At 28.0% G+C, this 26,577-nt stretch carries 28 protein-coding genes; 5 read left to right on the top strand and 23 right to left on the bottom strand.

The genetic code is table 11. The features are described from left to right. Positions 1-114 precede the first annotated feature (114 nt). The 3 genes from NSA23_RS13780 to NSA23_RS16665 are packed head-to-tail and all read right to left on the bottom strand — an operon-like array spanning position 115 to position 2,302. Positions 115-906: a tyrosine-protein phosphatase gene (locus NSA23_RS13780; RefSeq protein WP_042679707.1), complete on the bottom strand. Its 792-nt coding sequence runs from the start codon at positions 904-906 to the stop codon at positions 115-117. A 16-nt stretch (positions 907-922) separates the two neighbouring features. Beyond that, positions 923-1,606 (bottom strand): CpsD/CapB family tyrosine-protein kinase, encoded by a 684-nt coding sequence (locus tag NSA23_RS13775; protein WP_042679705.1) that lies wholly within the window; start codon positions 1,604-1,606, stop codon positions 923-925. An 18-nt stretch (positions 1,607-1,624) separates the two neighbouring features. Next, positions 1,625-2,302, bottom strand: a complete 678-nt coding sequence (locus tag NSA23_RS16665; RefSeq protein ID WP_050069726.1) for a YveK family protein — start codon at positions 2,300-2,302, stop codon at positions 1,625-1,627. Positions 2,303-2,488: 186 nt separating this feature from the next. Here NSA23_RS16665 and NSA23_RS13765 point away from each other — a divergent pair, with 186 nt between their 5' ends. Beyond that, a complete protein-coding gene (locus NSA23_RS13765) occupies positions 2,489-2,656 on the top strand; it encodes a hypothetical protein (RefSeq protein ID WP_187116638.1) in 168 nt (55 codons plus the stop codon). A gap of 497 nt (positions 2,657-3,153) precedes the next feature. On the opposite strand, the gene NSA23_RS13760 is transcribed toward NSA23_RS13765, so the two are convergent. Then, positions 3,154-4,506, bottom strand: coding sequence for an MATE family efflux transporter (locus NSA23_RS13760; protein WP_042679702.1), 1,353 nt, complete (start codon positions 4,504-4,506; stop codon positions 3,154-3,156). Positions 4,507-4,599: 93 nt separating this feature from the next. Between NSA23_RS13760 and NSA23_RS13755 the strand changes: the two genes are divergently transcribed. Then, positions 4,600-5,421, top strand: coding sequence for a MerR family transcriptional regulator (locus NSA23_RS13755; RefSeq protein ID WP_257490626.1), 822 nt, complete (start codon positions 4,600-4,602; stop codon positions 5,419-5,421). Between the two features lie 80 nt (positions 5,422-5,501). Here NSA23_RS13755 and NSA23_RS13750 read toward each other — a convergent pair whose 3' ends face one another. The 12 genes from NSA23_RS13750 to NSA23_RS13695 form a co-directional block, all read right to left on the bottom strand. Continuing rightward, positions 5,502-6,914 (bottom strand): sensor histidine kinase, encoded by a 1,413-nt coding sequence (locus tag NSA23_RS13750; protein ID WP_042679698.1) that lies wholly within the window; start codon positions 6,912-6,914, stop codon positions 5,502-5,504. Positions 6,915-6,916: 2 nt separating this feature from the next. Continuing rightward, on the bottom strand, positions 6,917-7,633 hold the full coding sequence (locus NSA23_RS13745; RefSeq protein WP_042679696.1) for a response regulator transcription factor: 717 nt from the start codon (positions 7,631-7,633) through the stop codon (positions 6,917-6,919). A gap of 133 nt (positions 7,634-7,766) precedes the next feature. Then, positions 7,767-7,970, bottom strand: a complete 204-nt coding sequence (locus NSA23_RS13740; RefSeq protein ID WP_042679694.1) for a hypothetical protein — start codon at positions 7,968-7,970, stop codon at positions 7,767-7,769. A 59-nt stretch (positions 7,971-8,029) separates the two neighbouring features. Next, a complete protein-coding gene (locus NSA23_RS13735; protein WP_042679692.1) occupies positions 8,030-8,794 on the bottom strand; it encodes an ABC transporter permease in 765 nt (254 codons plus the stop codon). A 3-nt stretch (positions 8,795-8,797) separates the two neighbouring features. Then, a complete protein-coding gene (locus NSA23_RS13730; protein ID WP_042679690.1) occupies positions 8,798-9,685 on the bottom strand; it encodes an ABC transporter ATP-binding protein in 888 nt (295 codons plus the stop codon). 17 nt (positions 9,686-9,702) lie between these two features. Beyond that, positions 9,703-10,686: a membrane protein gene (locus tag NSA23_RS13725; protein ID WP_042679687.1), complete on the bottom strand. Its 984-nt coding sequence runs from the start codon at positions 10,684-10,686 to the stop codon at positions 9,703-9,705. 399 nt (positions 10,687-11,085) lie between these two features. Continuing rightward, positions 11,086-11,277: a polysaccharide deacetylase family protein gene (locus tag NSA23_RS13720; RefSeq protein ID WP_147524968.1), complete on the bottom strand. Its 192-nt coding sequence runs from the start codon at positions 11,275-11,277 to the stop codon at positions 11,086-11,088. Between the two features lie 300 nt (positions 11,278-11,577). Continuing rightward, positions 11,578-12,231, bottom strand: a complete 654-nt coding sequence (locus tag NSA23_RS13715; protein ID WP_042679685.1) for an HAD family hydrolase — start codon at positions 12,229-12,231, stop codon at positions 11,578-11,580. A 178-nt stretch (positions 12,232-12,409) separates the two neighbouring features. Then, the gene (gene trxB, locus NSA23_RS13710) at positions 12,410-13,357 is read right to left on the bottom strand and encodes a thioredoxin-disulfide reductase (RefSeq protein WP_042679683.1); all 948 of its coding nucleotides are present in this window, start codon (positions 13,355-13,357) and stop codon (positions 12,410-12,412) included. Positions 13,358-13,385: 28 nt separating this feature from the next. Further along, a complete protein-coding gene (locus NSA23_RS13705) occupies positions 13,386-13,916 on the bottom strand; it encodes a YeeE/YedE thiosulfate transporter family protein (protein ID WP_042679681.1) in 531 nt (176 codons plus the stop codon). 36 nt (positions 13,917-13,952) lie between these two features. Then, positions 13,953-14,183, bottom strand: coding sequence for a sulfurtransferase TusA family protein (locus NSA23_RS13700; RefSeq protein WP_042679679.1), 231 nt, complete (start codon positions 14,181-14,183; stop codon positions 13,953-13,955). Between the two features lie 24 nt (positions 14,184-14,207). Beyond that, the gene (locus NSA23_RS13695) at positions 14,208-14,855 is read right to left on the bottom strand and encodes a YeeE/YedE thiosulfate transporter family protein (protein WP_042679678.1); all 648 of its coding nucleotides are present in this window, start codon (positions 14,853-14,855) and stop codon (positions 14,208-14,210) included. 369 nt (positions 14,856-15,224) lie between these two features. On the opposite strand from NSA23_RS13695, the gene NSA23_RS13690 reads away from it, so the two are divergent. The 3 genes from NSA23_RS13690 to NSA23_RS13680 are packed head-to-tail and all read left to right on the top strand — an operon-like array spanning position 15,225 to position 20,402. Next, positions 15,225-17,312: a BglG family transcription antiterminator gene (locus NSA23_RS13690; RefSeq protein ID WP_042679676.1), complete on the top strand. Its 2,088-nt coding sequence runs from the start codon at positions 15,225-15,227 to the stop codon at positions 17,310-17,312. Positions 17,313-17,316: 4 nt separating this feature from the next. Continuing rightward, on the top strand, positions 17,317-19,200 hold the full coding sequence (locus NSA23_RS13685; protein ID WP_042679674.1) for a PTS mannitol transporter subunit IICBA: 1,884 nt from the start codon (positions 17,317-17,319) through the stop codon (positions 19,198-19,200). Between the two features lie 35 nt (positions 19,201-19,235). After that, a complete protein-coding gene (locus NSA23_RS13680; RefSeq protein WP_042679672.1) occupies positions 19,236-20,402 on the top strand; it encodes a mannitol-1-phosphate 5-dehydrogenase in 1,167 nt (388 codons plus the stop codon). A gap of 83 nt (positions 20,403-20,485) precedes the next feature. Here NSA23_RS13680 and NSA23_RS13675 read toward each other — a convergent pair whose 3' ends face one another. From NSA23_RS13675 to NSA23_RS13645, 7 genes are all read right to left on the bottom strand, one after another. Then, positions 20,486-21,691, bottom strand: a complete 1,206-nt coding sequence (locus NSA23_RS13675; RefSeq protein WP_042679670.1) for a hypothetical protein — start codon at positions 21,689-21,691, stop codon at positions 20,486-20,488. An 11-nt stretch (positions 21,692-21,702) separates the two neighbouring features. Then, positions 21,703-22,158 carry an RNA polymerase sigma factor gene (locus NSA23_RS13670; RefSeq protein WP_042679668.1) on the bottom strand — a complete coding sequence of 152 codons (456 nt, stop codon included), beginning with the start codon at positions 22,156-22,158 and terminating at the stop codon, positions 21,703-21,705. 24 nt (positions 22,159-22,182) lie between these two features. After that, the gene (locus tag NSA23_RS13665; protein ID WP_257490625.1) at positions 22,183-22,314 is read right to left on the bottom strand and encodes a hypothetical protein; all 132 of its coding nucleotides are present in this window, start codon (positions 22,312-22,314) and stop codon (positions 22,183-22,185) included. Positions 22,315-22,460: 146 nt separating this feature from the next. Next, on the bottom strand, positions 22,461-23,675 hold the full coding sequence (locus NSA23_RS13660) for a 6-phosphofructokinase (RefSeq protein WP_042679667.1): 1,215 nt from the start codon (positions 23,673-23,675) through the stop codon (positions 22,461-22,463). A 66-nt stretch (positions 23,676-23,741) separates the two neighbouring features. After that, on the bottom strand, positions 23,742-24,545 hold the full coding sequence (locus NSA23_RS13655; protein ID WP_257490624.1) for a Cof-type HAD-IIB family hydrolase: 804 nt from the start codon (positions 24,543-24,545) through the stop codon (positions 23,742-23,744). 136 nt (positions 24,546-24,681) lie between these two features. Beyond that, positions 24,682-25,710: an NAD(P)H-dependent glycerol-3-phosphate dehydrogenase gene (locus NSA23_RS13650; RefSeq protein WP_042679663.1), complete on the bottom strand. Its 1,029-nt coding sequence runs from the start codon at positions 25,708-25,710 to the stop codon at positions 24,682-24,684. Between the two features lie 61 nt (positions 25,711-25,771). Next, positions 25,772-26,533, bottom strand: coding sequence for an SDR family NAD(P)-dependent oxidoreductase (locus tag NSA23_RS13645; protein ID WP_042679661.1), 762 nt, complete (start codon positions 26,531-26,533; stop codon positions 25,772-25,774). Positions 26,534-26,577 lie beyond the last annotated feature (44 nt).

The raw sequence follows: 26,577 nt of genomic DNA, 5'->3' as shown, positions 1-26,577 counted from the left end.
AAAAATTAATTATATATTTATAACTTGAACCTATCAATTTTTTGCTTTAACATATTAACAAATAAGAATAATGCTTATATCTTTCATAATAACAGAAGATATAAGCACTATTAGTTAAAATATATTTATTTTTGATTTGATAATAGAGAAAAAGTTCTTCTTCTCTTCATATTTTATAGGTTCTCCTACAGATATAATCTTATCTTGAATTAAAGCTTCTCCATTTAATGATGTTATCTTTTCAAAAGTTTCATTATCTACTATAGTTTTTAAAATCTCTAAACTTTTCTTTATCTTTGGAGATCTAACTCTTGGTGAGTGGGCATCTGTTCCTGTAAAATGAATCATATTGTGATTTAGGAGTAGTTCTCCTGTTATTTTTGATTTCTCACCATATATTCCTTCAAGACTTGGAAGATTTAACTGAGCTAATGCACCACCCATTATAAAACTATATAAAATATTTGGATTTTCTTGTATTTTAGCATTTCTCTCTGGATGAGCTATTATAGGAATATATCCCTTAAGACATAGCTCATATATTATATTTTCCATATACATAGGTACATCAAACATAGGCATTTCTACAAGCACATATCTAGTTTCATTTAATGTAGCTGCCTTTTTCTCTTTTATATGCTTTAAAGTATTTGGGGTTATATATATTTCATTTCCTAGATAAACCTCCAAATCTATTCTTTCATTCTTTAAAGTATTTCTAAGATTCTTTAGAACAACTTTATTTTTATCAAAAGTAGTTGAATCTGTTCCCTCTATAAAATGAGGTGTGGCTATCACTTTATTTATTCCATTTTCTATATAAAGTTTCGCCATATCTATAGACTCTTCCATTCCACTAGAACCATCATCTACCCCTGGAAGTACGTGGCAATGTATATCTATCATTTATCTCCCATCCTTTTTAATCTGCATAGTAATTATAATAGTTATAATTATAATATCCTCCTTGTTTAACTGGTACTTTATTTAATACTACCCCTAATATATTAGCATTAACCTTTTCGAGTAAAGATTTTGCTGCTTTTGAAGCATCAACATCTGCTTGTCCTACAGCACATACTAATATAGTACCATCAGCAATAGTTGAAAGAATGGCTGAATCTGTTACCATTCCTACTGGCGGAGAATCTAATATAATCATATGGTATTTAGTCTCTACCTCTTTTAAAAATTCTTTCATTCTTCTAGAGCCTAAAAGTTCTGCTGGATTGGGGGGAATAGGCCCTGCTGTTAGTACATGAAGATTTTTTTCTATCTCCGGTTCATATGCTACCTCTCTTAGACTAACTCCCTCTGCCAATATATTAGTTAAACCTTGTCCATTATGAATATTAAAAAAAGTATGTATCTTTGGTTTCCTTAGATCACAATCTACTAAAAGTACTTCCTTTTCTGACTGAGCCATAGTCACTGCTATATTTGTTGATACAGTACTTTTTCCCTCACTAGGTCCAGAGGAAGTAACTACTATACTACTTAAAGTCTTATCTATACTTGAAAACTGAATATTAGTCCTTAAAGTTCTAAAAGCTTCAGATACTGGAGATTTAGGATTTCCATGAGTTATTATCTTTTCTCTTTTCATTTTCTCACCTCAATACAATTAATTGTCCATTTTTGGTATAGTACCTATAATAGGTAGTCCTAAATGATATTCTACATCATCTGGAGTTTTTATAGTATTGTCTAAATATTCAAGAATAAAAACTAGAAAAATACTAATCATAAGACCTAACACTCCAGCAATTGCCATATTTAATTTTGGTCTAGGCTTTATAGGTTCTTCTGGCTCTTGAGCTCTATCAATTACTTGAATATTCTCTACTTTCATTATCTCCTTTACTTTTTCCATAAAAACTGTAGCTGTCTCATTTGAAATAGCCATTGCCATTTTAGGATCTTCATCTATTACTTCAATCTTTATAATCTCTGTATCATTTACAAGATTTACATTTACCTTTTCTCCAAATTCTTTAATAGTTAAATCTAAATCTAGATTTTTTATTACTTCATCTGTAACTGCTCTACTTTTAACTATTTGACCATATGTAGTTACAAGTTTTTGATTTAAAAGCACATCATTATAATCCATTTGACTGTCATTGTTGCCATAATCTTTAGGTTTACCTACCATAAGAGTAGTGAATGTTTCATATTTTGGTGACAATATGAAAAGACTTACTATTCCACTGGCTAAAATAGAAATTATTGTTATTAAAATTATAAGCCTTTTTCTTTTTCCCAATATTAAAAAAAGCTCTTTAATACTTATTTCTTCCACTTTTTTTGCCTCCTTAAAGTTTCTTTATTTACCATCATACGCTTTAAGCCCTATATTTTATAGAGCTTAAGGCCTATTTATACTTAGAAATATTTAGTATATAATCAATAGAAATATTACTTATGGCATATTATTCAATTATATATTAAAATGTGCTATTTTTCCACAAGGAGGTAGTTGATAAAATTGACTTTTTTTGAAGCCTTATCAAAGCTTTCTAAAAGAAAGAAAGTAGACGGATACTATGAAGCTGGCTTCATGCTTACCCCAAAGGAAAAACAGAGTTTAATAATTGGTTTTTCTGTAATAGGTATCCCAATACTAATTTGTCTTTTATTTATTATTTTAAACTAATACATATAATTATAAATAAAGTAGGTTGACTTGCAAATCTATATAGGTCCTAACCTACTTTTAATCTTTATTTACATAATAATTTTCAATTAGCTATAAGCCTCCCATAACTTAAGCCACAAACATTCTTGACAACTTAATAAAGTTTCAATAAATCATTAAAATATTGTAAAAGTCCTATGCCAAATTATAGCAGGACCTTAGAAACTTTTCAATACATATATCGACATAAAATGTCTTAAATAGAGAATAAAAATTAAATACATAATTTATATAATATTATATCTCTTTAATCTTAGCTAGACCATTTTTAGTCCATATTAAAAAATATTTAATTAACATTATCTAAGAGACCTCTTATGTCAATAGGTAGGGAGTATATTAATATTTAACTACATTATTATTTTCTCTCTATAATTATAACATTCAGTTATCTATTTTGAAAATAAAATATGGAAGTCATCAAAACCACGACTTCCATATTTTCATAAAATAAACTATTCATTGAAGCTATATTCTTCTTGACTTAAACTAACCTTTGAACGTGCATAGATTATTGAAGCTATAATTAAAGTTAAAGCTTCATAAAATAATGGTGCAATCCAAATTCCAATATCTCTCCATATATTAGGTAATATAAATAACATTATAAATGCCAATATATAGCCTCTTAAAGATGAAATAATAGTAGCTTTTTTTGTTTCTTTTAATGCAGTAAAATATCCAGAAAAAATAATATTAAATCCACAAATTAAAAACCCAAAGCTAAATATTCTTAATCCTCTTAAAGCTATCTGAAAGGATTCTTTGTTTGAAGCCTGAATGAATAGAGAAACTAATTGCTCAGTAAAAAGTTGAGAAGAAATAAAAAACAACAATCCAAAAGCTAGAGATGTTTTTAAAGCTAAATTCAACAATCTTTTTATACTTTTATAATCCTCTTTCCCATTATAAAAACTAATTAAAGGTTGCATTCCTTGGTTCGTTCCTACCATTGACATTAGTACTAAATTATTTAAATACATTATAACACTAAAAGCCGCTATACCATGTGGCCCAATATGGCGTAAAATGACATAATTAAAAATAAAAGTAGTAAAACCAACAGATAATTCTGTTAAAGATTCAGGTATTCCTAATATAAATAGATTCTTTATCAATTTAAAATCTAACTTAGGCTTTACAAATTTTAAATTAGACTTTCCTAAAATAAAATGTATTAGAAAAGCAACACAAGATATAAATTGAGAAAGTCCTGTTGCAAAAGCAGCACCCTTTATACCATAGTCGAAACGAATCACTAAAATATAGTCTAATACTATATTAGTCAGAGCAGATAATGTTACACATGTTATGGAGTAAATTGGAAAACCGTCTGCTTTAACTAGTACTTCTAAAGAATAAGATACTATAAAACAAGTACTAAATATTATAATTATTCGCAAATAATCTTTTACATAAGTTAAAGTTTCTTTAGTTGCTCCTAGGAAAATAGCTATTTTATCTAAAAAGAGTAATGAAATAGTAGTTATTATGACCCCTAAAATAGAAAGAATAATCACATTTAGAGTAAAAACTTCGTTGCTCTTTTCCTTTTTATTCTGACCAAAATAAAATGTAATTAAAGTAGAAGAACCAATTGCTATTAAAAGACCAATAGCAAATATAGTGTTCACAAAGGGCATAGATAAATTCACTGCTGCAAGAGCAAATGGTCCAACTCCTTTCCCTACAAACATACCATCAGCCATTGTATAAATAGAAAAAAACCACATAGCAGTTACTGAAGGGATTGAATACTTAAAAAACTTTTTTGTTAATTGTCTTTCATTTGAAACTTCTTGTTGCATCAATATCGACTCCTTATTTTGATTATATCTCCTTGTTTAATACTATAAACCTTGGTACAATACTAATGTCAAGGAAAAATAGAGGTGATTTGAATGAAAAAAAAATACGAATACAGAATAGGAGAAATATCTAAGCTCTATGATATAGGTCCTGACTCCATTCGCTACTATGAAGAAAAAGGATTGATTTCTCCAAAAAGAAAAGAAAATGGATATAGAGCATATTCCTTAGAGGATATTTGGAGATTGAATTTGATAAAAGACTTAAGGAAACTAAATTTTTCTGTAAAACAAATAAAATCTTATTTAGAAGATAGAAATATAGATACAACTATTGATTTAATGGAAAAAGAAATTGATTTAATAGAAAAGGAAATTGTACCTTTAATTTTATTGAAAAAAGGCTTGGAGGAAAAAGTAAAAATACTTAATGATTTTAAAAAAATAAATGAATATGAAAAAATAAAGATTAAAAAAATAAAGGCTAGAAAAATTATCCTCATAGAAGAATCTATGTCTAAAGATGAGGAAGTAGATTTAGCCTTCAGAAAACTAGAAGCTAGAAACGATTCTAAGTTATTTTTATTTGCAAATAAAGATATGGGAGTTTTCATAGAGAAAGAAAGTATGGAGAAAGGAAATTATACCATATATGAAAATGCATTCTTTTTTGTTGATGGTGATGAAGAAAAATACAATATGATTATACCTGAAGGATATTTTGCAACATTAGTATACAAGGGAAGTTATAAAAAAAGCCAGCCATTGTTTGAGAAAATAATAAAATTTATTGAAGAAAAAGGGTATTCTATAAATGGAAATCCTATGGAAATTTATCGTTTAGATATTCATGGTACATCAGAAGAAGAAGAATTTATAACAGAGATACAAATACCTATTTTATTAAAAAAATAATAAAATACGTATATGATTTCTTATAAATCTTCTTTTATTAAACTTAATTTCAGACTTATTATACATCTAGCAAGTATTCATTAGAGGATTATTTCAATTTTAGTTCCTACTCCAAGCTCACTTTCCATATTTATAATGCCACCATGAGCTTTCACAATATCCTTTGCTATGGCCATTCCAAGTCCAGAACCTTTATGCCTTTTCCCTGTATTTGTTCCTCTATAGTATCTGTCAAAAATATGTTTTAACTCTTCTTTTTTAATGCCCTTTCCATTATCTGTTATTGATATATGAACTCTATCTCTTTTTTCTACTCTAACTTCAATATCAACATTTTCATCATTATGAATTATAGAATTATATAAAATATTATTAAAAACTCTTTTCATTAATATTTCATCTATATCCCTTTCAATAACTTCCCTTGCTGCTGAAAAATTGATATTCACCTTACTAGTTTGAGGATTATTTAAAATATCTATTATAACTCCTCTTAGTAAACTTACAATATTAATATTTTTTAAATTTAAAACAAGATCTTTGTTTTTTAATCTAGTACTTAAGTTTAAATCATCTATAAGATCTTTTATATAATTAGATTTATCTTCTATTATCTTGCTGTATTCTCTCACTTCTTCCTCTGTAAAATTATATTCTTCACTAGATAAAATCTCAGCATATCCTTTCACTGAAACTAATGGTGTTTTTATATCATGAGAAATATTTGCTATCCACTCTTCCCTCATCTTATCTAATTTTTTTCTTTCTTCTTCATTGCTCCTAAGTTCTAAAGATAAATGGTTTATATTATGATAAATCTCCTTATAAATTCCTTTTTCTCTTCTCTTTAAATTATACTCTCCCTCTGAAAGACTTTTAACATCCTGTATAATATTTACTAATGGTTTCGTAAGTCTTCTACTAAACAAATATCCAAACAATAACGCTATAATAGCATCAATAAACAAAATCATACGCATTCCATTTCTCAAGCGGCGACCTAAATTATAAGTATTATAAGAAATAACCTGTCTTTTTATCCTTTCAGGTGGAAATCCTATAATATAACTATAATTTCTATTTCCAAATTTCTTCTCTGATATAAATATGGTAGACATATTATCAGTTGTAATATACTTATATGCATGAACCAGTTCTATAGGAGTATAATGTTTTTTAGCCTTAACAGGTTTCATATAACTATAAACTTCATTTCCTTCTTCATCCAAAATTTGTATCCAAGCTTTTTTTTCTTTCAAAATTTTTTTTCCATTATCATTTACATATATTTCATCCTTATCACCTATTAAATAATCTTGGAATTCTCTTGTAAAATCCTCTGGAGAAAAATGTTTAATTCCATTTATTATATCAATATCACTTCTATTTCCATAAAATATAAGAATAGTTCCTCCAATAATATTAATAAGGATCACTATAATAGCAACTGATACTACAGTTATAATAAACCTACCTGTTATTTCCCAATTCATACCTATTCATCCTTTAAAACAAATTTATATCCTAAACCTTTTATATTAACAATATATTTTGGATTAGATGGATTTTCTTCAATTTTCTCTCTCAATCTTCTTATATGTACCATTATAGTATTATCAAAGCCTATATATTCTTCTCCCCAAACTTCACTACACAATTTTTCCTTGCTCATAATCTGATTAGGATGCTTTGCCAAATACAAAAACATTTTATATTCTTTAGGTTTCAGTTCTATTAATTTCCCATTTTTCCTGACTTCTATCTTTTCCTCATCTATTTGAAAATCTCCAACGTTTAATATAACATTCTTATTTTTTTCTTCATCTTTATAATTACTTCTTCTTAAGTGAGCTTTTATTCTATAAGCTACTTCCTTGGTACTAAAAGGTTTTGTTATATAATCATCTCCTCCCAAAGCAAAACCTAATACTCTATCAATTTCTTCAGTTTTTGCTGATATAAATAAAATAGGAACATTGGAAATTCTTCTGATTTTTTTACAAACCTCATATCCTTCTTCATCAGGCAGCATAATATCTAAAAGAATAATATCTGGATTAATTTTTCTAAATAATTCAAATCCACTTACTCCGTCCTCAGCTGTATATATATTTTCAAAACCCTCTTTCTTTAGCACCATAGACAATAACTTCAATATATCCTCTTCATCATCTATTATTAATATCTTTTCTTTACTTAATGACCTTTCCATACTAAACACCCCTATCACATTTTCCTGTTATTTACCTAATATTGTAATACTAATATTAGCATGTTCTAATACTATTATGCCATATGATAAGAAGAACCAAATAATATTTTTTTGGTTCTTCTTTTTAATGTTTTTATCTATAAGGATAAAAAATATATATTAACACTAATCCAGCTATTAAAAATATAAGCCCTATAACTAAAAAAACTACCGTATTTCCATTCCATGCTGGTTTGTTTGTAAAAGCTCTCCATCTATAAGATACTCTACCCATTCCAATAAAAAAGAATCCAATAAATAAAGTTATTATACCAATTAAAAATAAACTATTTGTCATAATTACACCTCTTAATTTTCTACTATTTATCCAACATCTATGCTGCCTAAAATTCTTGTTTATCTTTTATTTTCTTTGATAAATGCTTTGTATGTGAGTCTAGGAAAAATTAAACAACCTGCTACAAATATTGTTCCTTGAATTATCATTATTGACAAACTTACCTCATGCTTAATTAATTGCGAAGATATCATTCCCCACAATGGAGTCATAACGATAAATTTACTAGGCAAAACAGCCTCTAATATATATGGAACTCCCATAATCAAACCACCCAAAATAAATGGAATAGAAGCTGATTTACTTATTGACGATAAATATAAACCTAACTGGGCAAAGAAAAAGGAGGCTATAATTATAGTACCAATCATTATTAGCATCATTTCAAATACATTTAAAGTTGAACTTATCCCTTTAAAGTACCAAAGGTTTTTTAATGGTATATCCAAACCTTTAAAGTGAACCTTTTTAAGTCCATCTAAGTATATTACAGTTACTATAGATAGATTTACTATGGAAATCGCTATACCTGCTCCTATTCCCTTAGCTATAACTGTCTTTTTCTTTCCATTTTTTGTAGTATTTATTAGGTCACTCATATTTGAATTATACTCTAAGGTATATGCACCAGATAAAATCATGAACATAACTAAACCCATTATAGGCGTATATCCGTAACTTTTGAAAAAAACATCTGCATAAACTTCACTTACAGTACCATTATGAATTAATAACGTTCCAAATAACAAAGATACCACCCAAACTATTAAAACACCTTTTTTAAATAACATTTTTCTTAATTCTGACTTTATAAGTTGGCCCATTTATTATACCTCCTTTGTATTTTCTAAATCAAAATAAAACATATAGACATCCTCAAATTTTGGTTCCATAACCTGTGCATTTACATATGGTATAGCTTCATCACTTACAATTCTAAGTTCAGTAAAATCTATTCCTCTCTGAAGATTAACTACCTTATACTTACTTTGTATTTCTGCTAATTGGTTCTCATCATTAGTTCTTATTCTATATACTTTTCCATTCATATCAGATAAAATTTCCCTATGACTTCCCTTCATAATCATTTCACCATCTTTTATCATGATAGTTTCCTTTGCTATGGATTCTATATCAGAAATAATATGAGTTGAAAGTATTATTATCTTATCTTTAGATATGGCTGATAATAAATTTCTAAATCTTGTTCTCTCTTGTGGATCTAATCCTGCTGTTGGCTCATCCAATATTATAATTTTAGGATCATTTAATAACACCTGAGCAATTCCTACTCTTCTCTTCATTCCACCCGAAAATTTTCCAATAGCCTTATTTCTTACATCATATAATCCAACTACATTTAATAATTCATCTATTTTCTTATTTGCCTCCCTTTTAGCTAGGCCTTTTAAAGCTGCTATATATTGCAAAAAGCTTTTAGCTGAAAAATTTTTATAAACTCCAAACTCTTGTGGAAGATATCCTATAACACCTCTATATTCATCTTCTATACTGTAAATATTTTTGCCATTGTAAATTATTTCTCCAGTTGTAGGTTTAATTAATGTAGCTATTTGCTTCATTAATGTTGTTTTACCTGCTCCATTAGGGCCTAAAAGCCCATATACTCCATTTTCTAATGTAATTGTTATATTGTTATTTGCATTTTTATTTCCATAACTTTTAGTTAAATTTTTTATTTCAAGTTTATTCATACTTAATTCCTCCCACTCTATCTTGTTAAAAATTTTTTAAAGATACTTGTACACAAAAATATTCCTATAAATAAAATAGCTATGATAATCACAAAACATAGATTTGCTATATCTAAATTCATAGTAAATAATTTTAATCTTCCAAAATACATTCCAACCAGTTCATTAAAATTAAATATTAAATCTATAAAATTAATCCTTGAAAATATAAGCAATACCTCTTTTGGTAAATATTTAATTAAAGTCATTACTTTTCCTAAAAATATAAAGATTAAAAACCCACTTGTAGATTGAATAGAATTTGTACTAACAAATGAAAATAAGCTTGCCAATACCCCTAAGGTAATAAAAATTACAAACATAATACCTATTTTAAGTAATACAAAATTGTATATTGTATAGGCATCTTTAAGTAATAATGGATTGTCCACTATTCTTATAGCTTGTAGCACTCCATTAATGGGTTTTCCATATTGCATAATAGTAATTATAAATTGTATTGCTAGATAAACAGTATAAAGAAATACTGGAATTCCTATACTTAAAGCTAATTTTGAATACAAAACTTTGTTTTTATTTTCTGATGATAAAATTAAACTATCAACATTTGATACAATTTCATCTGTATAGATATTAGAAAAAATTATTATTATGATAATAAGCATAATAGAGCTCATAAGTGGATGAAATGCTCTATAATTAAATACCTTCCAAAACATAGTATCCTTATATTCATAAAACTTTATTGCAGCTAATTTTTCATTAGACATTTCCTTAAGTTCTTCTGAAATATCATCCTCCCCTTTATTTTTACTTTGCTCCCTCAACAACTCTACTTTCATATTAAATTTCTCTTCATCTGACATTGAATTTTCACTACCATCTTGAATAATTTGATTTGGTTTTATAAATACCATAGACATAGAAATTATAAGGAATAATATTAAAGCAATTATTCCATTTTTCGATTTGAATATTTTCTTTATTTCCCAGTTAATCATTCTTTTTTCCTCCTGTACTTTTTAACTACAAGAAGATTTTAACTCTTCGTCCTTAACTCTTGATAACATTAACCTTAACTAAATCTTAAAATTATAAAATTCCCATTATTATTTAATATTTCACAATATAGTTGTATCACTAAACATACCGTTATTGACGATGTTATTAAATCTAGACAATCTGGAGTAGACAATTCCTGTAAAGAAATTAAAAGTCATAATCAAAGAAATAAACATTTATAGCGATATTTACATATAATAAAAGCTCATATTTAACAATTTAAATTGTTAAATATGAGCTTTTATATCTCTATCGTTTAGTATCTTTCATGGAATCTGGCTTTACCTCTAAATTTTCCAACTATGGTTCTACTGATTTTTTAAAAACATAACAATCTACTAAAATTCTATTCTACAAAAAGGTGTATTTTCTGTAAAAATAATTCTTGGTGCTAAAATATAAGCAGATGAAAAACCTGCTTGCTCAATAACAGGAACTAATTCTTTTTTCCCATCCCCATATAGATATGCAAAATCCACTACTTCTACTCCTTTTAAATTATCTTCAATAACCTGTTTACTCTTGACCACATCACTTAGAAAAGCTTTTTATAGAACAAATATAAAAACCATATTTATTTATAATAATATAATAGGATAATACAAGCAAAAGTAATTAGATCACATAAATGCAATTATCATAATAAGAGATTAAATAATTATCCTGTGACCAGACAGGATGATTGCTTTTCCATCTTTTGTTATATCTAATTAGATTAGTCACATAGTAATCACATTTTGCTTATTCTAATTACTTTTATACTTTAATACATTATTCCAAAAATCATTTCATATTTGACACGTAATGCTACAAAATATACTACCCTCAACTTACTCTACTATATCCACAATTTCCTTCCAATTTGAAACTATATAATTTGCACCATATTTTTCTAGTTCTTCACGGTTTCTAAATCCCCAAAGTACTCCTACACTATCCATATGAGCATTTTTAGCTGTCATAATATCTACATTTGAATCTCCTATAAATAGTATTTCATCTAGTTTAAGACCCATGCTCTCTGCAATTTCTAAAGCTGTAGTAGGATCAGGTTTATGGTCAACATCCTCTCTTTCACCATAAACCTTAACAAAAGGTATTCTTTTAAAAAACTTGTCAATTAAATTCTTAGTATATTCATCTTTTTTATTTGAATTGACAGCCAATTTTATATCTTTTTCAACTAGTGAATCTAACAAATCATTAATTCCATTATATGGCCTCGTCTTATTGAGATATCTTCTATCATAAACTTTAAAAAGTATATCTACTGCATTATTAATTGTCTCTTCATCAGTTTCTTTAGGAAAGTTCTTTAATACTAACCTTCTAAAACCTCCCCCTACTTTCTTTTTATATTCTTCATAAGAATGAGTAGGTAGATTAAATCTTTCAAGAACTTCATTCATGCTATCACCTATATCTTCAATTGTATCTAATAAAGTTCCATCTAAATCAAAAATAATTCCCTTATATCTACTCACCTGTGCATCCTCTCCTCTTTATATAGTGTTTTATTAAAATATATGCTATCTTATTGTATAAACTTATTTGGCATCCTAATTATACCATATTAAAATATGAGTTAATATCCATAAATAAAAAAGGATCATATTGGTAATTTAAACTACCAATTATGATCCTTTATTTGAAAATATTAAATCATTCAATATAATCAATATGTTTTTCTGCAGAAATAGCTGCAATAGCTCCATCAGCAGCAGCAGTTATTACCTGTCTTAAGGATTTTGATCTACAGTCTCCGGCAGCAAAAACTCCTGGCACGTTAGTATTCATTTCCTCATCTGTTTTGATAAAACCATTTTCCAGTTCTATTTCATCCTCGAATATATTTGTCACTGGACTTAAACCTACATATGGAAATACCATAAAATCTGTATGTCCTTCCCTAGGGCCAATTATAGTCTTTTGCCCAGTTTTAACATTTTTTACAACCATATACTCTACACAATCTGTGCCATTTATTTCAGTTACTATAGTATCCCATATGAAATTAAGATTCTTACATTTAAAAGCCTTTTCTTGAATAGATTTAGCAGCTCTAAGCTCATCTCTTCTATGGATGATAGTCACTTTTCTACCAAACTTAGTTAAATACATTGCCTCTTCAACAGCAGAATCTCCACCGCCTATTACATATACATCCTTATCTATACACAGATTGGCATCACAAGTGGAACAGAAGGAAATTCCTTTCCCTATAAGTTCTTCTTCTCCCTTACAACCTATTAGTCTAGGTTTAACACCAGTAGCTATAATAACAGATTTAGTATGATAAACATTTCTAAAAGTTTCCACAATCTTCTCTTGTCCACTAAAATCTACTTCTTTTACATTAGTAAATTTAAACTTTACTCCGTATTTTTTAGCTTGCTCATAAAATAAATTCATTAATTCTTCCCCGCCTACTCCTTCAGGAAATCCAGGATAATTTTCCAAATCTTCAGTAGAAGTAATCAAGCCACCTACTAAAGACTGTTCAATAATAAGAGTTTTAAGCATGGATCTACCACAATATATGCCAGCTGTAAGACCTGCAGAACCGGCTCCAATTATTACTACATCGTAATTCTCATGTTTTTTAGCCATCTTTTCCCTCCTACTAGACTTCACAGTATTAAATAAAGTAATTAACTAATAATTTACTACCTGTCCATGCTCCTAAAAATATAAATATAAGATATTCCCAACCATGAAGAGACATTGATGCCATTCCACTAAATAAAGCTCCGATATTACAACCAAATGATATTCTAGCACCATATCCCATTAACAATCCCCCTAATATTGCAGCAACTACTTGTTTGCCAGATTTAATCTTCTTTATCTTAAATTCTGAAGCTAAAAGTGAAGCTAAAAGAGCTCCCACTATTATACCTATATTCATTATTGAACCTGTATGACTAAAAAAACCATTAGCCAATACTTCACCTTTACTTCCTTGAAAATATGCCCAAGATTCAGGATGTCCACCTAGAGCTTTAAATATCCAAGCTCCCCAATAAGAAAATGTAGTTGTAACCCCCCAGGGACTGCCATTTATTATAAAAATAGCTATATTAAATATAGCTAATAAAACTGCACCAGTTATATAGGACCAAGGGTTTTTAAGAAACTTTTTATAATAAGGACTATTTTTAATCCCCATATTTAGCCTCCTTTCCAATAAAGTTAAATACACTAATTATTTAGTTTTTTCTATATATATTTCCCATTGCCCATCATCAATTTCATCTATTTCACAATTATATCCTTCTTTCCTTGCCCATTCAGGAACATTTTTTATAGCACAACTATGGTCTACCTCAACTACTAAAGTATCACCAACACCAACTTTCTTCATCTTCTTCTGAGTTTTTATCAAAGGCACTGGACATGCTTCACCTAAACAATCTAATCTTAGTTCTTTTGACATTTTAATTTCCCCCTTAATTTTTATTTAATTATTTTTATTTCCAAACCGATCTGCTAAAATATAAAGACTTAATAAAAGGCCAAATTGTAAAATTAAAGCTGGAAACCAACCTAAAACATCAGGTAAAAAAACTTCCTTTCCTCTATTCATAAAAGTATTTTCCCAAAATCCAAAATGTTTAGCTCCCCATAGGGAACCAATTATAAAAAAAATCAAAGATAACCATTGCATCATAAAACCTTCTCCAACTCTCATAAGAGTTCCAGAAGCACATCCTCCAGCTATAACCATTCCTATACCAAACATAAAAGCTCCTATTGCTATATGAACTCCTGAAGGGCTTATATTTCCTGGTATAGATGTTCCCTCAATATATGCTCCATATTGAATAGCTGCAAAACCTATAGTTGCCAAAGCAATAGTTATAATCACTGCTTTAGAAAGACTAGTACCTCCAGTTAATACAGGATCTCTAAGAGATGCTGTAAAACAAAATCTTGAATTTCTAAGGGTAAATCCAAGAAGTATCCCCAAAAGCCAAGACATGGGATGTTTAGTTCCTAAATTCTTTATCAAATATCCTAATATAATAATTATTATTAATAATCCTATTCCAACTGGTATCTGATTTGCTTTTTTCTTCTTTCTCTTATTACCTTTACTTACTTCCATGCAATCACCTCCATATAATAGAATATTGTTAAAATAATAACTATCTTTTATATCAATTATATACTATAGATCCCATATTTAGTAATTAGTAATTCTAATACAGCATTAAAGATATTGATATAAAATTAACAATTCGTTTGTCAATTCTACCTATAACTAGAATAATATTCATGCCATAGTATAGAAAAATCTTCATATCTTATTAGAGATAAAGTTCTAGATATATAATAAATCCTTTAATAATGTCACTAAGTTATGATGACAAGTTGACGCTAACTAACCTTTGTAATATCAACACTTCTAGGGTACTATTATATTAAGAAATTGGAATAAACTTATTTAAGTAAACATTTTCTAGGAGAGATAAATATGAAATCTTTAGAAAGGCGAAGCAAGGACATATTATTTATTCTAGCAGAAAGTAAAGAACCTATTACTACAAAATTTATAGGTGACAAATTAAACGTTAGTTCAAGAACTATAACGAGACAAATGCCCGAAATAGAAAATTATTTGAATATTCATGGCTTTAAATTTACTAAAAAACCTGGCTATGGAATTATAGTTGAAGGAAATTTAGAAGAAAAAAATAGACTTAAACAATTACTACATAATGAAAAAATCCAAAAAAGATATTCACCACAGGAAAGACAATTGTTCATACTAATTGAACTACTTAAAAATAAAGAACCAATTAAGATATATAGATTTAAATCTGATTTAAATGTTACTGAAGGTACTATTAGTCTGGACCTAGATAAAATTGAGGATATTTTAGCAAAATATGAGGTCAAATTAGTTAGACGACCTGGACTTGGTGTTTATATTGATGGAACAGAAGCCAATTTGAGAAAACTAATAGTAAATCTTATATATGAAAATAATTTACAAAATGATGTCTTAGATATACTTGGAGATATTGTTCAAAAGAAAAATAACAACTCTATAGCATTTAAGACTAAAAATAAACTTTTAAATATGATAGATAAAAATACTATTAGAAAAGTAGAAAAAATAGTCTCAGAATTTGAAAGAAATATAAATTTAGACCTTAATGATAGCCAATATGTAGCATTAACTGTCCATTTAGCCTTGGTAGTTGAAAGAATCAAAAATGGGGATGAAATTCACATGGAGGAAAAATATCTAAATAATATAAAAAATAATGAAGAATATGTTTACGCAAAAGAATTATCCTATGAAATTGAAAACAACTTTAATATTAATATGCCAGAAGATGAAATTGGATATATTACTATGCACCTTCTAGGATCAAAAAAATATTTTGATCAACAAAGAAATGATTGGGATAACTTTTTCATAGATAATTATCGAATCATTAAAACAGCAAAGGCTATGATTAGATTTATCCAAAATGAATCAAAATTAAATTTGATGCAAGATGAAAAAATATTAATTAATCTAACAATTCATTTAGAGCCTGCAATTAAGAGAATAATAATGGGAATGGAAATTAGAAATCCTTTATTAGGTGAAATAAAAGAAAATTATCCCTATATTTTTAAACTATCAAAAAAGGCTTCTTCTATTATAGAAAAGGAATTTAATATTAAAGTCCCAGATACAGAAGTTGGATATATAGCCCTTCATATTGGCGGTGCATTAGAAAGAAATAAAAATTATACTTTTAATATAGTTGTAGTTTGTCCTAGCGGTATTGGAGCTTCTGGATTATTATCTACAAAAATTAGTAATGAATTTTTAAATATTGAAGTAATAGATACAGTATCAGCAATAGACATAAATAATATTGATTTAGGTAGATGTGATTTTATTGTATCTACAGTTCCTATAAATATTAAAAACATGGGATGGGTTTTAGTAAATCCATTGTTGCTAGAAGAAGATAAAAAAAATATTAAAAATCTAATGAATAAGATTCCATTAGATAAAAGCGAAAAAAACTATGAAATTACAAATAACATAAGTTTTAGAGATAAATTAATAAAAGACATTAACTATTCTAAAGCTATTATGCAAGTATTAGATAACTACAAATATTACGATAAAATTTATTTAGATAATTATGAAAATTTAATTAATAAAATCACTAAAATATATACAAATAATAACTCTTCATATAATCAGTTGAAAAAAGATATTCTTCATAGAGAAAGTTTAGGTCAACTTATTCTAGAAGAATCAAGTACAATAATTATTCATTGTAGAACTGAAACAGTAGATGAATTGCAACTTGGGATCATTAAAATATTAACTCCATTAATTATCAATAAAAAGAATGTTGAAGTTGAAGTTGTAGTTATACTATTGGCTCCATCTAATATAGAAAGTGAATATATAGAAATTATGAGTTATATTACTCAAAGTATTTTCAAAAGCAAACCAATAAAAACAATGACAGAAAAAGAAATATATCAAACTTTAAATAATATTTTAGAAGATTTTTATTTCAATATAAAAACAAAAAGGAGGTAATAAAATGAGTGAATCTTATGCAAAGGAACATAAAGGAGCAAGAGTCAAGATTCAAGACTTTGGCAGGTTTTTATCTGGAATGGTAATGCCAAATATTGGTGCATTCATAGCATGGGGATTGATAACAGCTCTTTTTATTCCTACAGGATGGAAGCCTAATGAAAAATTAGCAGAATTAGTAGGACCAATGATAACCTACTTACTTCCATTACTAATAGGATATTCAGGAGGTAATATGGTTAGTGGTAAAAGAGGTGGAGTGATTGGTGCTATATCAACTATGGGAGTAATTATTGGAGCAGATATTCCTATGTTTTTAGGGGCAATGATCATAGGCCCTCTAGGAGGTTTTGTGATAAAGAAATTTGATGAACTAATTGAAGGCAAAATAAAAACTGGATTTGAAATGTTAGTTAATAATTTTTCAGCAGGAATTATAGGAATGTTGATGGCAATTCTTGCTTATTCAGCCGTAGGTCCAGTAGTATCAAGTTTAAGTATTGCATTAGGAAAAGCAGTAGAATTCATTGTAAATATAGGGCTTTTACCTCTTTCTTCAATAATAATAGAACCAGCCAAGATATTATTCTTAAATAATGCAATTAATCATGGTGTATTAGGACCAATAGGGGTTCAAGAAACTAAGGAAATAGGAAAATCTATATTCTTCCTTCTTGAGACAAATCCTGGACCAGGATTAGGTGTTTTGTTAGCTTATTTGGCATTTGGCAAAAAATCTATTAAACAATCTACACCAAGTGCTATAATTATTCACTTTTTAGGAGGAATACACGAAATATATTTTCCATATGTTTTAATGAATCCAGCATTAATTGTTGCAGTTATTGCAGGAGGTGCAAGTGGAGTATTTATTTTTAATTTGTTTAATGTAGGTTTAGTAGCTACACCTTCACCAGGAAGTATTATTGCACTATTTGCAATGACACCTAAAGGATCTTTTATAGGATTATTATTAGGGGTATTGGTATCAACTCTAGTGGCTTTCTTAGTGGCATCTATATTTGTTAAATCCTCTAATAAAGAGTTAAATGATGAAGAATTAGAAAAAGCAACAGTAAAAGTGAAAAGATTAAAGAACAAAAAAGAAGAAAATTTCGAACTAGAAAATGAAATAAATAAAATTGTATTTGCATGTGATGCGGGAATGGGCTCTAGTGCTATGGGTGCAAGCCTTTTAAGAGATAAAATTAAAAAAGCAAGACTAGATATATCTGTTATAAACTGTGCTATTGAAAATATCCCAAAAGATGGAGATATCATCATTACCCATAAAAACTTAACAGAAAGAGCAAAAGAAAAAGCTCCAGATAAAATACATGTTTCCATAGATGATTTTCTTACTACTCCTGCTTATGAAAAATTAATAGAGGAATTAATAAAAATAAGCAATATAAATAAAAATGAAAAGGTAAAACAAGAAAAACAAACCATATCAAATAATATATTGATACAGGATAATATCCTTCTAGGATTAGATAGTAGCAATAGAGAAGACGCTATTGACTTAGCAGGTAAATTATTAGTAGAAAGTGGTTATGTAAAATCCAAATATATAGAATCTATGCATAGAAGAGAAAATGTATTGTCAACTTATATAGGAAATGGTGTTGCAATTCCTCATGGAGATAAAAATTCTAAAGATGAAATAATAAAATCTGGAATATCTGTATTACAATATCCAGAAGGTATTGATTATGGAGATGGTCAAACTGTTTATTTAGTAATTGGTATCGCAGGTAAAAATAATGAACATTTAAGTATATTATCTAATTTAGCTACCCTATTAGAAGATGAGAAAATAGTAGAAAAATTAATTAATACAAAAAATATTGAAGATGTATATAACACTATTATAAATAGAGATTAATATAATTTAAAATGGTACAATTAGGAGGAATAGCTATGGAAAAGGTTATACAATTTGGGGCAGGCAATATTGGAAGAGGATTTATAGGATATTTACTATCCTCCTCTGATTACCATGTAATATTTGTAGATATTAATCAAGACATTGTAGACACTATAAATAGAGATAAAAAATATTTAGTTGAAATAGTAGGAGAAGAAGTTAAGAAAGAATATGTTAAAAATATTTCTGCCATATCTTCTCTTGACGAAAGATTAATCGAAGAAATAAATAAAGTAGATTTAATAACAACAGCAATTGGACCTAATGTCTTAGATAAAATAGCTCCTACAATAGCGTTAGGTATCCAAAAAAGATACCAAAATAAAAATAATAATTATATGAATATTATACCCTGTGAAAATATGGTTGGTGCAGCCGATTATTTAAAAGAACAGGTTGAAAAATATTTGAATGACAAGGAAATAGAATTTATGAATTCATATATTGGATTTGTAAACTCGGCGGTAGACAGAATTGTGCCACCACTAGAAAATGATAGAGAAAATATAATTCATGTGGCAGTAGAAGAGTTTAGTGAATGGATTGTAGATAAAACTAAATTCAAGGGAAATATTCCCAAAATAAAAGATATGGACTGTACTGATAAGTTAATAGCATATATAGAAAGAAAGCTATTTACTTTAAATACAGGACACGCTATCACTGCATATTTAGGATATTTAAACGAATATGAAACTATAAGAGAAAGTATATTAGACTCATCCATTCAAAAAATAGTATTATCTGCTATGAATGAAAGTGGAGAAGTTTTGATAAGAATGTATGGATTTAATAGAGAAAAACATAAAAAATATATAAAAAAAATTCTATCAAGATTTAAAAATCCATATCTAAGGGATGAGGTAATAAGGGTAGGAAGACAACCTTTAAGAAAGTTAGGCAATAATGATAGATTAATCAAACCCTTAAAAAGAACAATAGAATACAATTTAGAAAATAAAAATCTAATAAAAGGCATAGCTGCAGCTCTTTCTTATGATTATCCTAATGATAAAGAAGCAGTAAAAATGCAAGACATATTAGAAGAAAATACTATTGAAAAAGGAATAGCTCATATAACTGGATTAGATATAGACTTGAAAGAAACAGCTTTAATCAAGAATGAATATATGAAAATAAACTCAAAAGTTAGAATATAATGAAAAAACACTCTTTTCTGGTAATAATCAAAATAAGAATAAAATCCAGAAGAGAGTGTTTTTTATGCTACCTTATACTATCTTTATAGCTTCAATTCTCCTACATTGGCATAAAGTATTTCTTCATCTGTTTCATCGTCTTTAACTTCCATTTCTTCTTTTGTCCTTATTTTTCCATAATTCTTTTTCACTTTATTCTTTACAATACTTATTTTATCCTCTGGTACTTCAATAAGGCCATAATTAATAATATCTATCACATTCTCATTAAATTTCTCATAATCTAATTTTTCATCAAGGATTAGTTTTCCTTCATTTCTTATAGTTACTTCTTCTAAAGTATCTGACAATATCATTTTTCCACTATTTTCTAAAAGTTTTCCCTCTATTATTTCCACTTCTACACCTTCATCTACATTATCTTTAATTATTTCATAGGTTTCTTTATTGCATATAATCTTATCGCAAATTAAATATTCTATATATTCACTAAAAGTTAAACTATCTTTTAAAAACACTTCCACATTTCCATCTACATATAAAAAAGCATGGTTATATTTTTTTATTGAGCTATTATTTATAGAAATATCATCATCTGCATATTTTAGATTTTTAACTTCTTTAGGTACTATAAATTTATCTACTGCATAATATTTATCAATATATTTAGATATTTCATCTTCAACTCCATCAATAAGAATTAGTTTATCTAATATTTGAATATTTGATATCCTTTCTTTAAACAAATTCATATCCACTTTCTCAATAAGGAATAATTGCTTAAAAGCAAGTTTTGAATCAGAGTTCAAACTTCTTAAAAATTTATTAGTAAGATTTACATTATTATCAAAAAATCCATAATCACTATTGTATTTGAAAAATCTACCATTTACTATGCCTTTAGATTGAATAACTCCTACTAGTTTCTTTGGACAGTTTAATTCACCATTTACTATTATGGAATAAACTTTCTCATCAAACAGTTTAACATCAATATCATTGTCAATAGTTAGACTACCATTTAATAAAATAACTACAGGATTTAACAATCCCTCAAAATAATCTCTATCTATTTCCATTTTTCCATTTTGAACAATAATTTTTACATCTACATTTCTCTCTACTTTAACGGTGGAGCCAATATTCATTTTACTTGCATCCTTCAAAAGTACTTGAGAAGTATCACTTTCTATAAGTACTCCTATATTTGCTATTTCTGTCACCTTTTGAGCCAAATTTTCATTAATATTTCTCACATCTAAAGCACCAATATTCATAATCTTTGCCATTTTTATTCCTCCTATAAATTTTTTCTCAAAATTTTTAATCCTGCACTCAATCTAGATCTTACTGTTGATGAAGGTATCCCCAAGATTTCCCCTATTTCTTTACTATTTAAATTCATTCCATATTTAAGAAGCAATACTTTCTTATTTTTTTCTGGCAGATCCTCTAGTATTCCTTTCATATGAATATTTTCTTCAAAGTTTTCTGTAGCTTCAAATAATTCGATATTTTCAATATATCTAAATCTATTTCGTTTTCTTATATTGTCAATATTCTTATTCTTTATGGTAGTAAAAAACCAGCCCTTTATTTGATATTCATTCATTCTATTAAATATTTCTTCCCTTTCTAATGCTGCTACATAAGCCTCTTGAACCAAATCAAAAGCTGGATCTTCACTGTCTGTAATAGATTTTGCAAAAGCAATGAAATCTTTATTGTATTTTTTATATACCTTATAAACATCCACATCATCACTTCCTTAGTTATAAAATTATTTTCTATACCACCTCTTCTCTATATCTTCATACTTTTCTATTCCATTGTCCTTTCTTATTAGCTCCGGAAAAAGCATTATATTATTATAATAAAACATCTCCAACTCCCTTTCAATTAATCTTCTCACTTATATAACGGATGAAAAGCTAAAACTGTCCATATTATTTTTAAATTCTATTCTATAAAATAATTCTACATTCATAAATAAAAAAGTCATAATTAGTAATTTAAATTACTAGTTATGACTTCTTATTTCACTAAGTTTATATAAACCTATATTAACTTTTTATAAACAGGTAGTCCATTCTCATACTCTAACTGTGGACTTCCTTCAATAAGTGGTCTGAGATAATCTAATGCCCTTAAATCAACATGGTTACCTGCTTCATTTATCCATTCCTTCGGAAAATACTTTATCTCATTGGCAACCAATTTCACATCTACATCTTCCATAATACATTTATAAGGATTATTACTAATTCTTTTAAAAGCTACCATAACACCAGTATATCCTTTATTGAAAAGTTCCAAAGCATGGGCACCAGCATTAAAAGCTTCTTCAATATCAGTAAGAGAAGCACAATGCATAGCACATCTTTGCATAACTCCAAGCTCAAGAGCTTTTACCCTTGAAGTAATACCTGAATTAATTATAACTTCCTTTAACAAATCTCCAATGCCACCTAATTGTTTATGACCAAATTCATCATGAGGCATAGCCTCACTTTCAACTATAAACTCTCCCTTTTCATTTTTAATACCTTCTGAAACTACAATATAAACTTTATTTTGTTCTTCATATTTTCTTCTTACATCTTCTAAAAATTTATCCATATTAAAAACTTGTTCTGGCAAATAAATAAAATCAGCTACTGGTTGTCCATCTAACTGAGCTAAGGCAGCAGAAGCCCCTAACCATCCAGTATTTCTACCCATTGTTTCCAATATAAATATACCATTATTCAGATATACAGAAGAATCTAGATAAGTTTCAAGTACTGTCGTAGCTATTAGCTTTGCAGCAGATCCAAATCCTGGAGTATGGTCTGTTGCATAAAGATCATTATCAATAGTTTTTGGTATTCCTATGAACTTTATATGGCTATTTATCTCTTTGGCATAACTGGATAATTTATCTACTGTATCCATAGAGTCATTGCCACCTATATAAAAGAAAGCTTCTATATTTAGCTCATTAAATATTTGAAAAAGTTTTAAATAATCCTCATTACAATTATTAAATTCCTCTAATTTATACCTACATGAACCTAATCCAGAGGAAGGAGTGTACTTGAAATGTTTTATATTTTCATAACCTATTTCTGTTAAATTAATAATATAATTATTAAGTATTCCTTCTATACCGTGTAAACCACAATAAACATTATCAAAATATTTTTGTTTCAAGTTCTCCTTAAAAATTCCTATTACAGATGAATTTATTACTGAGGTTGGTCCTCCAGATTGTGCAACTATACAATTTTTCAAAAATATTCAACTCCTTATATCTAAACTCTTTATATATTATATTTCATCATGCTAAATTTTCAATAACTATAAATTTATAAATTTCTTAATTCCATAATAAACACCATTTTCTTCATTGGACTTAGTTATATAATTCGCCTTTTTCTTTATTATGTCCATTCCATTTTCCATTGCTATACCAATATTAGCAAATTCAATCATGCTCAAATCATTTCCACTATCTCCAATAGCAATAATCCCATCTGACGAAATATCATAATAATCTGCTATAATTTTCAAAGCAGAACCTTTAGAGGCGTCTTTGTGGCAAATTTCCAACTGATTCTCTGGAGTCTTTGTCATATCAAAATCTGTCTTATAAGGCATTTTATCTAAGAATTTATTTATTCTCCAAGTATTATCATCTAATATATGTAATTTAAATGCTTTTTCATCTAAATCCTTTATATCTTCTAGACTTTCAATAATACTATACTTCACTACATCTGAATGATTGGCTATATCGTTATCTCCATAAAATATTTCATGTTTTAAAGGTTTTCGGTGATAATAAATTTGCTCAGTAGTAACTAAATTATAATGAAGATTTAAAATTTCTGCACACTTTATAACTTCTAAAATTTTATCCCATTCTATATCTATAATGATAGTACTACCATTCTCCATTTTAATTATTGAACCATTATTAGCAATAATAGAGCTTTTAACCCCTATATAATCAGCATAAAGCTTAGTAGAATACTCATTTCTACCTGTTAATATTGCAATATGTATACCTTTTTCATATGCACTTTTTAAAATATTTAAATCTTTAGGTGAAATTAACTTTCTATTATTTAATAAAGTAACGTCTAAGTCAATCCCAATCAATTTGCACTACATTTTTTCATTCCTTTCATCATAAGTAATAATCTTCTATTTAAGATAATGCAGGATGCCACTTTTTAAATATTTATCTATATAAAAGTGGCACTTCCATATTGTTATCTTTTCTTAAGATGAAGTTTTAAATATCCTTACTTTCCCAATAGCTATTTATTGCTTCTTCAACAGGTTTCCCTTCGTAAAGAATCCAATAAAGTTCTTGGAAAAGAGGAGCTTTTTCTCTAATATTGAATTTTCCCTGACTCTCCAATTTCTTCAATAATTTATATCCATTATATGTTGCTGTTATCCCTTCTACTGTCTGATTTTCCATGATATCCATAGCTTGAGCCTTTGTCTTTCCTTTTCCTAAAAGTACCCCAAATGTTCTATTTCTTCCACCTTGAGCCGTTACATAATAGTCCCCAACTCCAGCAATACCCAAAGCTGTTTCCCTACTTCCATTATAAGCTTCTACAATATTGGCCATTTCAACAGCACCTCTTGCCATAAGTGCTGCCTTAGGGTTGTCCATATCCCCTTCCAATCCTTCAACAATTCCCATAGTAATAGCATATGCATTTTTAAAAGCTGCACATAGTTCTACACCTTCTATATCCGCAGAAATACCACCTTTAAATTTAGAAGAATTAAACAATTTCTGTGCATATTTAACTGATTCTATATTTTTAGATGCAAATACTCCTTCCGTATATTTGGCATTAGCTATTTCATTGGCTCTTATAGGACCACCTAATTTAACAATACTAACTTTCCCTCTTAACTCTTCTGGTAGTGCATTTTCAATAACATTTGACATTGTGTATAAATTGTCTTCATCTATTCCCTTAGTTACACTTAAAATAATATGCTCTTCATTCAAATATGGTGAAATAGTTTTGCAAATAGATTCAATCCCTTTAGAACTAACTGCAATAATTATTAATTTAGTTTCTTCAAAAGCTTCTTCTAATTGTTCTTCATAAAATAGAGAAATACTCTCAGATAGATTTGCTTCAAGTTTAGAATGTCTCCTTGTACTTTCCATATCCTTCAATACTTTTTCATCCCATTTAGTTCCCCATAGATTTACCGCAACTTGATTATTTCCAAGATGTATAGCTAATGCACTTCCCATGACTCCTGCACCAACAACTATAACTTTTTCCATATTAAATCCTCCCATAATTTTAAAATTCATCTCATATAAAACCATATATGTTTATTCTTAGTTATTTATAAGTCCTTCCTCCATCAAGGGTAACAACTTCACCAGTCATATATGAACCTAAATCTGAAGCCATAAAAGCTGCTAAATATCCTACATCCTCTGGAAGTCCTATTCTTCCTACAGGAATTTGTTTCACTAACTCATCTCTTTCATCTTTATTTGGATAACGTTCCAACAAAAAATCCGATTCAATTATAGTAGGTAAAATAGCATTTACACGTATTCCTCTTGGTCCTAAATCCTTCGATAAATTTCTAGTAAAGCCTATCATTGCTGCTTTTGAAGCTGCATAATGAGGCCCACCACCGCCTCCTGTTATAGCTCCAGTAGATGATATATTAATAATTACACCTTCTCCTAATTCCAACATATGAGAAGTTACACAATGAGAACAATTATAGGTTCCATATATATTAATCTTCATTATTTCATCCCAAACATTTGGAGTAAGAGTATCGATACTATCAACAGTAGTTATCCCAGCATTGTTTACAAGAATATCTAAACAACCCCACTTTTTAATAACTTGATTTACCATTCTATCAACTTCATATAATCTCCCAATATCAGCTTTTATTGCTATGGCTTCCCCACTGTTATCTACTATTTCTTTAACTAATCTGTTAGCTTTTTCAGCACTAGCATTATAATTTATAGCAACCCTAGCCCCAGCTTTAGCAAAAATTTTAGAAATACCCTTGCCAATACCTCTAGCACCGCCAGTTACTAACACATTTTTACCTTTTAAATCAATTTGTATCATATATTTACCTCCTAACTCCTAGGTAAGCTTTCAAGTTCATAAGT

Source organism: Anaerosalibacter massiliensis (genome assembly GCF_024623155.1).
In the GTDB taxonomy this organism is placed as follows: domain Bacteria; phylum Bacillota; class Clostridia; order Tissierellales; family Sporanaerobacteraceae; genus Anaerosalibacter; species Anaerosalibacter massiliensis.
Note: the sequence above shows the minus strand (reverse complement) of the source record. Positions and strands in the feature narration are given on the sequence as shown.

Bases quoted from the DNA above. Each gene is read 5' to 3' on its own strand.
- NSA23_RS13690 (WP_042679676.1), top strand. From the start codon at position 15,225: ATGAAATCTTTAGAAAGGCGAAGCAAGGACATATTATTTATTCTAGCA.
- NSA23_RS13750 (WP_042679698.1), bottom strand. From the start codon at position 6,914: ATGAATTGGGAAATAACAGGTAGGTTTATTATAACTGTAGTATCAGTT.
- NSA23_RS13775 (WP_042679705.1), bottom strand. From the start codon at position 1,606: ATGAAAAGAGAAAAGATAATAACTCATGGAAATCCTAAATCTCCAGTA.
- trxB (WP_042679683.1), bottom strand. From the start codon at position 13,357: ATGGCTAAAAAACATGAGAATTACGATGTAGTAATAATTGGAGCCGGT.
- NSA23_RS13730 (WP_042679690.1), bottom strand. From the start codon at position 9,685: ATGAATAAACTTGAAATAAAAAATTTAACTAAAAGTTATGGAAATAAA.
- NSA23_RS13755 (WP_257490626.1), top strand. From the start codon at position 4,600: ATGAAAAAAAAATACGAATACAGAATAGGAGAAATATCTAAGCTCTAT.
- NSA23_RS13685 (WP_042679674.1), top strand. From the start codon at position 17,317: ATGAGTGAATCTTATGCAAAGGAACATAAAGGAGCAAGAGTCAAGATT.
- NSA23_RS13650 (WP_042679663.1), bottom strand. From the start codon at position 25,710: ATGGAAAAAGTTATAGTTGTTGGTGCAGGAGTCATGGGAAGTGCATTA.
- NSA23_RS13675 (WP_042679670.1), bottom strand. From the start codon at position 21,691: ATGGCAAAGATTATGAATATTGGTGCTTTAGATGTGAGAAATATTAAT.
- NSA23_RS13745 (WP_042679696.1), bottom strand. From the start codon at position 7,633: ATGGAAAGGTCATTAAGTAAAGAAAAGATATTAATAATAGATGATGAA.
- NSA23_RS13725 (WP_042679687.1), bottom strand. From the start codon at position 10,686: ATGATTAACTGGGAAATAAAGAAAATATTCAAATCGAAAAATGGAATA.
- NSA23_RS13740 (WP_042679694.1), bottom strand. From the start codon at position 7,970: ATGACAAATAGTTTATTTTTAATTGGTATAATAACTTTATTTATTGGA.
- NSA23_RS13760 (WP_042679702.1), bottom strand. From the start codon at position 4,506: ATGCAACAAGAAGTTTCAAATGAAAGACAATTAACAAAAAAGTTTTTT.
- NSA23_RS13645 (WP_042679661.1), bottom strand. From the start codon at position 26,533: ATGATACAAATTGATTTAAAAGGTAAAAATGTGTTAGTAACTGGCGGT.
- NSA23_RS13695 (WP_042679678.1), bottom strand. From the start codon at position 14,855: ATGGAAGTAAGTAAAGGTAATAAGAGAAAGAAGAAAAAAGCAAATCAG.
- NSA23_RS13680 (WP_042679672.1), top strand. From the start codon at position 19,236: ATGGAAAAGGTTATACAATTTGGGGCAGGCAATATTGGAAGAGGATTT.
- NSA23_RS13700 (WP_042679679.1), bottom strand. From the start codon at position 14,183: ATGTCAAAAGAACTAAGATTAGATTGTTTAGGTGAAGCATGTCCAGTG.
- NSA23_RS13705 (WP_042679681.1), bottom strand. From the start codon at position 13,916: ATGGGGATTAAAAATAGTCCTTATTATAAAAAGTTTCTTAAAAACCCT.
- NSA23_RS13780 (WP_042679707.1), bottom strand. From the start codon at position 906: ATGATAGATATACATTGCCACGTACTTCCAGGGGTAGATGATGGTTCT.
- NSA23_RS13735 (WP_042679692.1), bottom strand. From the start codon at position 8,794: ATGGGCCAACTTATAAAGTCAGAATTAAGAAAAATGTTATTTAAAAAA.